12 protein-coding genes are annotated in these 11630 nt (G+C 73.2%); 8 read left to right on the top strand and 4 right to left on the bottom strand.

What is annotated here, in order from left to right; genetic code table 11:
• Positions 1-643, top strand: a 643-nt coding sequence (locus G3I42_RS16210) for an SDR family NAD(P)-dependent oxidoreductase (protein ID WP_164286612.1), incomplete at its 5' end; no start/stop codon positions are given.
• A 31-nt stretch (positions 644-674) separates the two neighbouring features.
• Here G3I42_RS16210 and G3I42_RS16215 read toward each other — a convergent pair.
• Complete coding sequence (locus G3I42_RS16215; protein WP_164286614.1) at positions 675-1259, bottom strand: 2'-5' RNA ligase family protein; 585 nt, start codon at positions 1257-1259, stop codon at positions 675-677.
• Between the two features lie 318 nt (positions 1260-1577).
• The gene (gene trpS, locus G3I42_RS16220) at positions 1578-2591 is read right to left on the bottom strand and encodes a tryptophan--tRNA ligase (RefSeq protein WP_164286616.1); all 1014 of its coding nucleotides are present in this window, start codon (positions 2589-2591) and stop codon (positions 1578-1580) included.
• A gap of 94 nt (positions 2592-2685) precedes the next feature.
• Between trpS and G3I42_RS16225 the strand changes: the two genes are divergently transcribed.
• The 3 genes from G3I42_RS16225 to G3I42_RS16235 all read left to right on the top strand — a co-directional run bounded on the left by G3I42_RS16225 (position 2686) and on the right by G3I42_RS16235 (position 5211).
• The gene (locus G3I42_RS16225) at positions 2686-3093 is read left to right on the top strand and encodes a signal peptidase I (protein WP_164286618.1); all 408 of its coding nucleotides are present in this window, start codon (positions 2686-2688) and stop codon (positions 3091-3093) included.
• Between the two features lie 85 nt (positions 3094-3178).
• Positions 3179-4387 (top strand): ornithine--oxo-acid transaminase, encoded by a 1209-nt coding sequence (gene rocD, locus G3I42_RS16230; RefSeq protein ID WP_164286620.1) that lies wholly within the window; start codon positions 3179-3181, stop codon positions 4385-4387.
• Between the two features lie 62 nt (positions 4388-4449).
• Positions 4450-5211, top strand: coding sequence for a DUF899 family protein (locus tag G3I42_RS16235; protein WP_164286622.1), 762 nt, complete (start codon positions 4450-4452; stop codon positions 5209-5211).
• Positions 5212-5229: 18 nt separating this feature from the next.
• Here G3I42_RS16235 and G3I42_RS16240 read toward each other — a convergent pair whose 3' ends face one another.
• Together G3I42_RS16240 and G3I42_RS16245 are read right to left on the bottom strand one after the other, a co-directional pair.
• The gene (locus tag G3I42_RS16240; protein ID WP_164286624.1) at positions 5230-6420 is read right to left on the bottom strand and encodes a glutathionylspermidine synthase family protein; all 1191 of its coding nucleotides are present in this window, start codon (positions 6418-6420) and stop codon (positions 5230-5232) included.
• 22 nt (positions 6421-6442) lie between these two features.
• Positions 6443-6838 (bottom strand): hypothetical protein, encoded by a 396-nt coding sequence (locus G3I42_RS16245; protein ID WP_164286626.1) that lies wholly within the window; start codon positions 6836-6838, stop codon positions 6443-6445.
• 584 nt (positions 6839-7422) lie between these two features.
• Between G3I42_RS16245 and G3I42_RS16250 the strand changes: the two genes are divergently transcribed.
• From G3I42_RS16250 to G3I42_RS16265, 4 genes are all read left to right on the top strand, one after another.
• The gene (locus tag G3I42_RS16250; RefSeq protein WP_164286628.1) at positions 7423-7821 is read left to right on the top strand and encodes a peptidase inhibitor family I36 protein; all 399 of its coding nucleotides are present in this window, start codon (positions 7423-7425) and stop codon (positions 7819-7821) included.
• A gap of 403 nt (positions 7822-8224) precedes the next feature.
• On the top strand, positions 8225-9202 hold the full coding sequence (locus G3I42_RS16255; RefSeq protein WP_164286630.1) for a hypothetical protein: 978 nt from the start codon (positions 8225-8227) through the stop codon (positions 9200-9202).
• A 119-nt stretch (positions 9203-9321) separates the two neighbouring features.
• Entirely contained in the window at positions 9322-10953 is a 1632-nt protein-coding gene (locus tag G3I42_RS16260) for a peptidoglycan-binding protein (RefSeq protein ID WP_343244562.1), read from the top strand.
• The coding region (locus G3I42_RS16265; protein ID WP_164286632.1) for an ABC transporter ATP-binding protein at positions 10950-11630 on the top strand (681 nt) is incomplete at its 3' end. The genes G3I42_RS16260 and G3I42_RS16265, both read left to right, overlap by 4 nt.

The following is an 11630-nucleotide window of genomic DNA, read 5'->3' on the forward strand; positions in this document are numbered from 1 at the left end:
CGCCGCCGAACTGCGCGCCCTCGGCGCCACGACGCACACGGTCGACTTCGACGCGCTCGACCCCGCCTCGCACGCCGAGGTGCTCGGCAAGGTCTTCGCCGAGGGGCCCGTCGACCTCGTGCTCCTCGCCTTCGGCCTCGCGGGCGACCAGCTCAACGACGAGGCCGACCCGGCCGCCGCCGCGCGCGTCGCCGCGACGAACTACACGGGCGCCGTCTCGGCGGGGCTCGTGTGCGGGATGGGGCTCCAGGCGCAGGGGCACGGGGCGCTCGTCGTGCTCTCCTCGGCGGCGGGCGAACGCGTGCGGCGCGGGGACTTCATCTTCGGCTCCTCGAAGGCGGGGCTCGACGCCTTCGCGCAGGGCCTCGGCGACGCGCTGTACGGGACGGGCGTGCGCGTCCTCGTCGTGCGCCCCGGCGTCGTGCGCAGCCGCCGCGCGGGCCAGGCCGTGCCCGAGGAGTACGCGAACGGGGTGCTCGGCCTCGACGGGCCCTTCGCGACGACGCCGGAGGCGGTCGCGGAGGCGGTGGAGCGCGGTCTGCGGCGCGGCAGCGAGACGGTGTGGGTCCCCGCGACGCTGCGCCCGGTGATGGCGGGACTGCGGCACCTCCCGCGCCCGCTCTTCCGGCGGCTGCCGGTCTGAAAACCCCGGCGTCACCGCCCGGGCGGGGCCCTCAGCCGATCGGGTGCGGGGCCTCGTCCGGGCTCAGGGGCTGGCTCGGGACCGCGCCCGCGCCGAAGGAGAAGGTGCGCAGGCGGCGCCACACGCCGTCGCGGCCCTGCTCGTAGAGGCTGAAGCCCGTGCAGTCCCAGGCGGCCTCGTAGTCGGCCAGCTCGGTCTGCGCGCGGTCCATCGCCTCCTCGGCGATGCCGTGCGCGATCGTCACGTGCGGGTGGTACGGGAACTGGAGCTCGCGCGCGACGGGTCCCGAGGCGTCGCGTACCTGCTTCTGGAGCCACGCGCACGCGTCCGGGCCCTCGACGACCCGTACGTACACGACGGGCGAGACGGGGCGGAAGGTCCCGGTGCCTTCGAGGCGCAGCGGGAAGGACTTGCCGTTCGCGGCGACCTCGGCGAGGTGCCGCTCGACGGCGGGCAGCGCCTCGGCGGGTGCCTCGGTGGGCGGAAGCAGCGTGATGTGGGTCGGGATACCGTGCGCGGCCGGGTCCCCGAAGTCCGCGCGCAGTCGCTGGAGGCGGCTGCCATGAGGCTCCGGGACCGCGATCGAGACGCCGAGCGTGACCGAGCCCACGTCCACTCCCCTCTCCTCGTGTGAGTCTCCACCGCCGGGTCCGCGACTGCCGCGTGGGCGGTGTGTCCGCTGTGCGCGGTCTGTACGGTCCCGGTCCGGTACGGCAAGTGTCGCGCCCGCACCCGGCACGGCCAAGGCCCCCGGTGTGTGCCTGGTGTCACGCGCCGCCCGTGCGCCGCACGCGCTCCGCGCGTGAGCCCCCGCGCCGCGCTCCCCCGCCGCCCGCGTGCGCGTCCCCCGCGCACGCCGTCCCCGACCCCGTACGGCGACGGGGTCGGGGGCGCGAGGGCGTCGCACGTCCGCGACGACCCGGAAAAGCGCAGTTCAGCGCGCCGGGCGCAGGAAGCCGACCTTGTCGTAGGCGTCGGCGAGCGTCGGCGCGGCGACCTCGCGGGCCTTCTCGGCGCCCGCGGCGAGGATCTTGTCGAGCGTGGCCGGGTCGTCGAGGTATTCCTGCGTGCGGTCGCGGAAGGGCGTGACGAAGTCCACGACGACGTCGGCGAGGTCGGTCTTGAGCGCCCCGTACAGCTTCCCCTCGTACTTCTCCTCCAGGGCCTGCACCGTGAGCCCGGTGAGGTTGGCGTAGATGTTGAGGAGGTTGCTGACGCCGGGCTTGTTCTCGCGGTCGAAGCGGATCTCGCTGCCGGTGTCGGTGACGGCGCTCCTGATCTTCTTCGCGGTGGCCTTCGGCTCGTCCATGAGGTTGACGAGGCCCTTGGGCGACGCGGCCGACTTGCTCATCTTCGCGGTCGGTTCCTGGAGGTCGTAGATCTTCGCCGTCTCCTTGAGGATGTACGCCTCGGGGACGACGAAGGTCTGGCCGTAGCGCGCGTTGAAGCGCTCGGCGAGGTCGCGGGTCAGCTCGACGTGCTGGCGCTGGTCCTCGCCCACCGGGACCTGCTGGGGCTGGTAGAGGAGGATGTCGGCGACCTGGAGGACGGGGTACGTGAAGAGCCCGACCGTGGTGCCCTCGGCGCCCTGCTTCGCGGCCTTGTCCTTGAACTGCGTCATGCGGGACGCCTCGCCGAAGCCGGTGAGGCAGTTCATGATCCAGGCCAGCTCGGCGTGCTCGGGCACGTGGCTCTGCGCGAAGAGCACGCTGCGCTCGGGGTCGACCCCGGCGGCGAGGATCTGCGCCGCCGAGAGCCGGGTGTTGGCGCGCAGCGCCTCGGGGTCCTGCGCGACCGTGATCGCGTGCAGGTCGGCGAGCATGTAGTACGTGTCGTACGACTCCTGGAGGGCCACCCACTGGCGGACGGCGCCCAGGTAGTTGCCGAGGTGGAACGAGCCCGCGCTGGGCTGGATTCCGGAGAGCACACGAGAACGTTCAGAGGCCATGCGGCCCATTGTCTCAGGTACGGGGCGGTAAACGGCAGCAGGTTTCGGGGAGCGGGCGCGGGTGGCGGCGGGGCCGCCGGTAACGTCCCGGGCCATGAACGACGAGAACCTCCCGGCGACCGACGGCAGCGTCCCCGTGGCCGACGGCAGCGTCTACGTGGGCAAGGCGGGCAAGGACGCGGCCCTCGACCGCGGCTGGCTCCTCGGCCACTTCAAGCCCGAGGGCGACCCCCGGCACAGCGAGGCCGTGGAGATCAAGTGGGGCGTGCACCCACCGGGCGACACGCGTGCCGAGTGGGTGCGGGGCGAGGTGCGCGAGGCGCTGCTCGTCCTCATCAGCGGCCGGTTCCGCGTCGAACTGCCGGGCCGCAGCGTGCTGCTGGAGGAACAGGGCGACTACGTGGTGTGGGGCAGGGGCGTGGACCACTCGTGGCTCGCGGAGGAGGAGTCGGTGGTCCTGACGGTGCGGTGGCCGTCGGTGCCGGGGTACCGGGTGGGGTGAATTCCGGCGAAGTTGCGGCACTGAGCCCGTCCGCGGCGGTACAGAGAGGCGTACCCGTATCGCCGGACGGACGGAGCCGTTCCCCATGGCCACGCAGACCGAGCAGCAGATCGCCGCCGCCGAGAGGCACGCCGCGCACAACTACCACCCGCTCCCCGTCGTCGTCTCCTCCGCCGAGGGCGCCTGGATGACGGACATCGAGGGCGTCCGTTATCTCGACATGCTCGCCGGCTACTCGGCGCTCAACTTCGGCCACGGCAACACCCGGCTCCTCGCCGCCGCGAAGGCCCAGCTCGACCGGGTCACGCTGACGTCCCGCGCCTTCTACCACGACCGGTTCGGCGAGTTCTGCGCGCGGCTCGCCGCGCTGTGCGGCAAGGAGGCCGTGCTGCCGATGAACACGGGCGCGGAGGCCGTCGAGACGGCCGTGAAGACGGCGCGGAAGTGGGGGTACGAGATCAAGGAGGTCCCCGAGGGCACGGCGAAGATCGTCGTGGCGCGGAACAACTTCCACGGCCGCACGACGACGGTCGTCAGCTTCTCCAGCGACCACGAGGCCCGCCACCACTTCGGCCCGTACACGCCGGGCTTCGACGTCGTGCAGTACGGGGACCTCACCGCGCTGCGCGAGGCGATCACGGACAACACCGTCGCCGTGCTCATCGAGCCGATCCAGGGCGAGGCGGGCGTCCTGGTGCCCCCGGAGGGCTATCTCCCGGCGGTGCGGGAGCTGACGCGGGAGCGCGGGGTGCTGTTGATGGCGGACGAGATCCAGTCGGGCCTGGGCCGTACGGGCCGTACCTTCGCGTGCGAGCACGAGGGCGTCGTGCCCGACGTGTACATCCTCGGCAAGGCGCTCGGCGGCGGGGTCGTGCCGGTCTCGGCCGTCGTCGCCGACTGGGACGTGCTCGGCGTCTTCCGGCCGGGCGAGCACGGCTCGACGTTCGGCGGGAACCCGCTCGCGTGCGCGGTCGCGATCGAGGTGATCGCGCTCCTGGAGAGCGGCGAGTTCCAGGCGCGCGCGGCGCGGCTCGGCGAACGGATGCACGCGCGGCTCGCGGAACTCGTCGCGGACGGCGGGGCGGTCAGGGAGGTACGGGGGCGCGGGCTGTGGGCGGGCGTGGACGTGGACCCGGCCTTCGGCACGGGCCGCGAGCTGTCCGAGAGGCTCCTGGACCGCCGGGTGCTCGTGAAGGACACGCACGGCTCGACGATCCGCCTCGCGCCCCCGCTGGTGATCAGCGAGGAGGATCTGGACTGGGGGCTCGACCAGCTCGCGGCCGTCGTCGGCTGAGGAGCGATGAGTTCCGGGCGCCCCGCAGGTCCACCCCTCAGGAACCCGTACGGAGGACACCCATGACGACACCCCCCGCTCAGCCGCCCCTCGTGGACATGGAGACCTGGCAGCAGGCCAGGGACGCGCTGCTCGCGCGCGAGAAGGCGCACACGCACGAGGGCGACGCGCTCGCGGCGGCCCGGCGCCGGCTGCCGATGACCGAGATCGACGGGAGGGCCGAAGTCGTCGGCGCCCAGGGGCCGGTGGCCTTCGTCGACCTCTTCGAGGGACGGAACGAACTGCTCACCTACCAGCACATGTGGTACGACGGCGCGCCGCCGCAGGGCCAGTGCGAGGGGTGCACGAACGCGGCCTGGCACCTCAAGGTCACGACGCCCTACCTGGAGGCGCGCGGCGTCTCCTTCGCTTTCCTCGCGTCCGGTCCCTGGGACGAACTGGGCCCGTACGTGGACTTCATGGGGTACCGGCAGCCGTGGTACTCGCTGCGCGACACCGGCGTGCCCCTCGGCGGCGGCATGGGGAACCTGTCGGCGTTCCTGCGCGACGGGGACCGCGTCTTCCTCACGTACACGACGACGGGGCGCGGCAACGAGGCGTTCAGCGGGACGTTCGCGCTGCTCGACCGGACGCCGTACGGGCGCGGCGAGGCGTGGGAGGAGACGCCGGAGGGGTGGCCCGAGGGGAACGATCCGTGCTGGTACTGGCGCACGGACGCCGAGGGGACGGCCGGGTGGGGAGAGACCAGCCGCCCCGTACCGCAGTGGACGCGGCCGGGGGCGGAGCCGGTGACGACGCTGGGACGCCACGGGCACTGCCACTGACCGCCGTTCCCGCAGGACCTACAGGATCACGTGCGGCAGGAAGCGCGCGTACTCGTCGGTGACGAGGCCCGAGGACTCGCGGATGCCGAGTCCGGCGGCCTCGTCCTCGACGACCCACGCGCCGAGCACGACCTTGTTCCCGTCGAAGTCCGGGAGCGGGGCGAGGGCCTGGTAGCAGAGCGGGTCCTCGCCCTCGGTACGCGTACGGGGCGCGGCGCCGGGTTCGTGGAGCGTGACGCCCGCGCCCTCGCGGCCGAAGAGCGGCTTCGCCGCGTAGCCGCCCGTCGTGGCGAGTTCGCGCGGCCCGTCGAGGTAGGCGGGGAGCAGGTTCGGGTGGCCCGGGAAGAGTTCCCAGAGGATCGCGAGGAGCGCCTTGTTGGACAGGAGCATCTTCCACGCGGGCTCGATCCACAGCGTCGAGCCCGTGCCGCCGCCGTTGTCCAGGGTCTCCTGGACGTGCGGTGCGAAGCGGTCCTTCGCGAGCCATTCCCAGGGGTAGAGCTTGAAGCAGGCCCGGACGAACCGGAGCCGGAGGTCCACGAAGCGGCGCGAGAGCGGGTCCCAGCCGAGGTCCTCGACGGCGATCGCCTCGGTGTCGAGCCCGGCCTGCGCGGCGGTCTCGCGCAGATAGGCCACGGTCATGAGGTCCTCGCCGAGGATGTCCGAGACCGAGTGCGCGAAGTGCACGGGCCCCGGCGGGAGGAGCTTCGCCTGGCGGCGCCAGGCGTCGACAAGGCGTTCGTGGAGCGAGTTCCACTGGTCGGCCCCGGGGAAGCGCTCCTCCATCCAGAACCACTGCGGGCTCGCCGCCTCCACGAGCGAGGTCGGCGTGTCCGCGTTGTACTCAAGCAGCTTGGCGGGGCCGCGGCCGTCGTAGCGCAGGTCGAACCTGCCGTAGAGGGAGGGGAGTTCGGCGCGGCGGCGCCAGGACTCGGCGATCAGCTCCGTCTGGCGGGCGTCGGTGAGACCGAGGTCGGCGAAGCGGTCGTGGGAGACGATGTGCTCGGCCGCCGCGAGGCACAGCTCGTGCAGTTCCTCGACCGTCTCCTCCAGCGCCTCGACCTCGGGCAGCGTGAAGACGTAGTAGGCGCTCTCGTCCCAGTAGGGGCGGAACTCGCCGTCGGGGTACCGGGTCAGCGGGTAGATGAGGCCCTGTTCCTCGACGGTCTCCTGCCAGTTGGGGCGGGGCTCGATGGTGCGGCGTTCCATGATCGGTGCGCTCCGGTCCGGCTCAGCCCCCGTACCCGCCGCCGTCGTTGTCGTCGTCGCAGCCGAGGCCGCCGCGCTGGATCGCGCTGTCCTGCGAGAAGGTGCCGTAGTCGGCGCGCCCGCTCTTGGCCTCGGAGTCGTAGTACCAGGCGGGGCGGGTGGCGGTGGCGCTCTTCACGCCGCTCGTGGTCTTCGTCTTCGTACCGCCGCTCGTCGTACGGCAGTTCTTGTCGGCCAGGACCTTGTAGCCGTCGATGGTGTAGCTGTCGCGGTCGACACAGCGGCGGTCCGGGTCGGAGCCGCAGGCGGAGAGGGCGACGGCGAGCAGGCCCATGCCGCCGAGCACGACGGTGGTGGAGCGCAGCCGGCGCGGGCGGAGGGCTTCCGCGGGCGCGGGTGCCGGGTCGGTCGTCGTCATGGTGTTCCCCCGTGTGTGCTGTCGCGTCCGCGCGTCATGGCGGCACCCGTACGCGTGTACCCCGAAATCACCGCACAGCCTAGAAGCGGCGGCTCGATCGCGCCAGCGCCGTGCGCGGTGCGCGCCGCCCGGCGACGGAAGAGGAGAGTCGACTTCCACATTCGCGCAGGTCACAGCGGTGTTGGCGGGCGAGCCCGGTGCACCGCGGGGGCTGATTACAGCCATCCTGGAGAATCCGCGGAGACGTGTGCGGGCGCGCGGGGCGGCCGGGGAAGTGGCGCGCCGAGGTTTAGGCCGACGTAGGAGGCCCGGACGGCGAGGGAGCGCACTCCGGAGGCCAACTCCGTTGCACGACAAGCAGATTCAGCCATTGCCAAATCCTTTGCGAGCTCGCACCCGTGCCGGTCTAAAGTCACTGCGGCCACGGGGGATGCGAGCGCCTGTTCGTACGCGGCCGGTCTGCGGACACCTGTCCGCCGACCACGCACGCCTGCCCCCGGACGCCTTCAGGGCGGACACGGTTCCGGCAGGGACACGTCCGCCATCACCGGAGCCCACCGGGCTCTCGCGAAAGGGACACGTCCATGCGTGCCAGAAAGTTCGTCGCGCTCGCGGCGACCGGGCTCAGCGCCCTCGGGATCGGCCTCGCCACCAGCGGTACCGCCAACGCGGCCGAGACCTGCACGAGCGGTTACGCCTGCCTGTACTACAACAGCAACTACAAGGGCGCCTTCTACCGCCAGTACTTCGACATCCCCAACTACGCGAACTACTACTTCAGCGCGAGCGCGGCCGGTTCCGCGGGCGCCGGGCTCTCGGTGAAGAACAACACCGCTTCGGTGGACAACTGGGACAGCTACAACGGCATCCGCATCTACTACAACAGCGGCTACCAGGGGACGTCCCAGGGCATCCCCGCCTACGGGCAGGCGAACCTCAACCCCGACCTGAAGAACGACAACGCCTCCGGCAAGTTCTACTAGGCCGGCCCACCGCCCCTGCCCCGCACGTCCCGCGGAGAAGACCAGGGGTGCGCTGCCCAATGCAGCTGGGCAGCGCACCCCGGCACCGCACCGTACCGGAGCACGGGCGGGCCCTGCACGGCCCCTTCCCCGTCCGCGCGCGAGCAATCCCCGTGCGCGGACGGGGTCTTCACGTGTGCCGCACCGGACGGCGCGCGGGACGACGACCGCGGCGGTGCGGTCCGCCGGCGGCCGTGCGGCACGACCGCGGCCGTGTGGCGTGCGGTCCGGTGGCGGCCGTGCGGCACGACGGAGAAAACGTGCGCTCCGCCCGTAACGCGATGCCCGTGCCGAGGCGTCCACCTGACGCCGGTAGCGCTCAACGCCCTTGTCCTCACCCCGCTTTCGCGAAGGATTCCTCCCCATGCGCAAGAGAAGCAGGCCCGCCGCCCTCGCACCTCTCCTCCTCGTCCTCGCCCTCGCCACCGCGGTGAGCGGCTGCGGCTCCGACGGCGGCGGGGACGGAAGCGACGCCAAGGCGGCGAACGGCGGGGCGGCGAACGAGGTCCCGGCGACGCACTCGATTCCGCGGCTCGTCTCCGTCACCGACAAGTCCCTGCCGATCGAGCCCTACCTGCCGAGCGACGACGAGGCGCAGTCCTTCGAGCAGGCCGCGGCGAAGCTGCGGACGCGGTGCATGGCCGGATTCGGCTTCACCTACAACACGCCCGCCCCGCTGAACGCGTACCACCCGCAGAGCCGCACGCAGTTGCGGTACGGCTCGACCGACGCGAAGGAGACGGCGACGCACGGCTACAAGCCGGCCGGTTCGCAAGGAGCGGGACGGACGAGCAGGACACGGCCCCAGGAACTGTCGCCGCAGGAGAGCATCGCGCTGAACGGCACCGACGATCCCACCGTGAAGCCCGGCAGCGCCGAGGCGCGGGGCGGCCAGATCGTGGGCGGGAAGAAGGTCCCGCGCGGCGGCTGCGTCGGCGAGGCCGCCAGGAAGCTCGGCGGCGGCGCCCCGCAGAGCTATGGCGAGGCACCCGTCGCCACGAAGATCAACACCGACAGCTGGGCCAGGTCGTACAACGACAAGCGCGTGCGCGCCGCCTTCGCCAAGTGGTCCGGGTGCATGAAGAAGCAGGGCTACGACTACGCCGACCCGATGAAGGCCGGCGACGACCCGCGCTGGCAGAAGTCGGAGTACGCCTCCGCCGAGGAGAAGCGGGTCGCGACCGCCGACGCGGAGTGCAAGGCGAGCAACAACGTCGTCGGCATCTGGTTCACCGTCGAGTGCGCGTACCAGAACCAGATGATCGAGGCGAACGCGGAGGCGCTCGCCGAGGTGAAGAAGCAGCGGGAGCGGCAGTTGAAGGCGCTCGCCGGGGTGAACTGACCGCCGCCGCGCCGAACGCGCCCGCTTCGCGGGGGAGTCGCCGCACTCCCCCGCCTCGACCTTCCCCGCCCGCCGCCGCCACCCCGGTGGCGGGCCGCCGACCGATCCGGAGTCGCCCCGTGTCCCGTACCGCCCGCCACCGCCCGCCCGGCTCAGGCCGCGGACCCCGGCCAGCCGACCAGCCCGGCCAGCCCGATCAGCCGTACGCGTCCGACCAGCCCGGTCGGCCGTACGAGCCCTACGATCCCGCCGCCCCCTCCGGCGGCACCCCCGCGGACACCCCCGCGGACGCCTCCGCCTCCCCCGCCCTCACCGAATCCGGCCCCGCCGAATCCGTCCCCACCGAACCCCGCCTCACCGAATCCGGCCTCACCCGGCGCCGTCGCTGGGTCGCCGCCTTCGCCGCCGGGGCCGTGCTGCTCACCGGTGCCGGGATCGGGGCCTCCTTCCTCGTGAAGTCCCCCGCGCAGGCCGCCGCCGACGCGAAGGCGCCGCCGCAGGACGTGCTCACCGCGCCCGTCGAGCGGCGCAGCGTGAAGGACTCCGTGGTGCTGCGCGGCACGGTCGTGGCCGGACAGTCGGCCGACGTGACCCCGGCGGCGGGCGCGGCGGCGGGGACGACGGGCTCGGTCGTCACGAAGGCGCCACTGGCGGTGGGGAGCACCGTGCGGGCCGGGCAGGTCGTCGCGGAGATCTCCGGGCGGCCCGTCTTCGCGCTGAAGGGCAGGGTCCCGGTCTACCGCGACCTCACGCCGGGCGCGCACGGCGACGACGTGGCCCAGCTCCAGTCCGCGCTGCGCGCGCTCGGCCACGGCACCGGCTCCGACGCCTCCGGCACCTTCGGCCCCGGCACCAAGACCGCGCTCACCGCCTTCTACGCCGCGATCGGCTACGCCCCGGTCCCGGCCGGGGGCCAGGAGGCGGAGGACGGGGGCGGCACCGACGCGGCCGAGGACGCGGTGACGGGGGCGGAACGCGCCTGGGAGGACGCGCACGACGCACTCGCCAAGGACCGCAACGCCGGTACCGAGCGCGCCGAGAGCCGCGCCGCCGAGGACCTGGCCAGGGCGCGCGAACGCCTCGCGACCACGCAGGCCGCCGCGGGGCCGATGCTCCCCGCCGCCGAGGTCGTCTACCTCTCCGCCTTCCCCGCGCGCGTCGACAGCGTCTCCGCGACGCTCGGCGGGATCGTGACGGGCAAGGTCATGACGGTGTCGGCGGGGCGGCTCGCGGTGCGCGGGCTCCTCCAGGAGGCGCAGAAGGGCCTGGTCAGGAGCGGGCAGAAGGTGGGCGTGCTCGACGAGCGCAGCGGCACCGAGTACGCGGGCCGGGTGCGGACCGTCTCCGGCACGCTCGATGTCGCGGAAGGCGACGGCGGCGGAGCCAACGCCGCCGGTCAGGGGCAGGACCCCGGCGCGGCGCAGGGCGGCGAGGAGGGGTACCCCGTGACCGTCGAGACGGATAAGGCGCTGCCCGCCGCGCTCGTGGGCCAGGAGGTGCGGCTCACCGTGGAGGCCGCCGCGTCGAAGGGGAACTCCCTCGTCGTCCCGGTCACCGCGCTCAGCACCCGCAGCGACGGCCGCACCGTCGTGACCGTCGTGTCGACGGGCGGCAGGCAGCGTACGGTCCGCGTCTCGCCCGGCACGACGGGCGACGGCTACGTGGAGGTCCGCCCGGCGGCGGGCACGCACCTCGACGAGGGCGACAAGGTCGTCACAGGCGTGCGCGCGGCGAAGGGGGAAGCGAAGTGAGGGTCCCCCGGGTTCGGCAGGGACCCGCCACGGCGCCCGTCATCTCCTTCCGCGGCACCGCGCTCACCTACCCGGGGCCACCGCCCGTGCCCGCCTTCCGCCCCTGCGAACTGGACATCGAGCGGGGCGAGTTCGTGACCGTCGTGGGGCCCTCCGGCTCGGGGAAGTCGACCTTCCTCAACCTCGTGGGCCTGCTCGACCTGCCCACGAGCGGCCGGTACCTGCTCGACGGGATCGACACCGGCGCGCTGCCCGACCGGGACCGCACCGCGCTGCGCGGGCGGCGGATCGGCTTCGTCTTCCAGTCCTTCCACCTGCTGCCGCACCGCTCGGCGCTGGAGAACGTGCTGCTCGCCATGGTCTACAACGGGGTGCCGCGCGGGCAGCGGCGCGCGGCGGCCGAGGAGGCGCTCGTACGGGTCGGGCTCAGCCACCGGCTCGGCGCGCTGCCCACCCGGCTCTCGGGCGGCGAGCGGCAGCGGGTCGCGGTCGCGCGGGCGCTCGTGGCCCGGCCCTCGTTGCTGCTGTGCGACGAGCCGACCGGCAATCTCGACAGCCACAACGCCTCGGCGGTGCTCGATCTGCTCGCCAGGCTGCACGAGGAGGGGATGACGGTGCTGGTCATCACGCACGATCCGGCGGTCGCCGCGCGCGGCGCGCGGACGCTCACGATCCGC

The sequence above is a fragment of the Streptomyces sp. SID11385 genome (genome assembly GCF_010548245.1).
GTDB lineage: Bacteria > Actinomycetota > Actinomycetes > Streptomycetales > Streptomycetaceae > Streptomyces.

Bases quoted from the DNA above. Each gene is read 5' to 3' on its own strand.
- G3I42_RS16225 (WP_164286618.1), top strand. From the start codon at position 2,686: ATGAACGACGAGAACCTCCCGGCGACCGACGGCAGCGTCCCCGTGGCC.
- G3I42_RS16240 (WP_164286624.1), bottom strand. From the start codon at position 6,420: ATGGAACGCCGCACCATCGAGCCCCGCCCCAACTGGCAGGAGACCGTC.
- G3I42_RS16250 (WP_164286628.1), top strand. From the start codon at position 7,423: ATGCGTGCCAGAAAGTTCGTCGCGCTCGCGGCGACCGGGCTCAGCGCC.
- G3I42_RS16235 (WP_164286622.1), top strand. From the start codon at position 4,450: ATGACGACACCCCCCGCTCAGCCGCCCCTCGTGGACATGGAGACCTGG.
- rocD (WP_164286620.1), top strand. From the start codon at position 3,179: ATGGCCACGCAGACCGAGCAGCAGATCGCCGCCGCCGAGAGGCACGCC.
- trpS (WP_164286616.1), bottom strand. From the start codon at position 2,591: ATGGCCTCTGAACGTTCTCGTGTGCTCTCCGGAATCCAGCCCAGCGCG.
- G3I42_RS16245 (WP_164286626.1), bottom strand. From the start codon at position 6,838: ATGACGACGACCGACCCGGCACCCGCGCCCGCGGAAGCCCTCCGCCCG.
- G3I42_RS16255 (WP_164286630.1), top strand. From the start codon at position 8,225: ATGCGCAAGAGAAGCAGGCCCGCCGCCCTCGCACCTCTCCTCCTCGTC.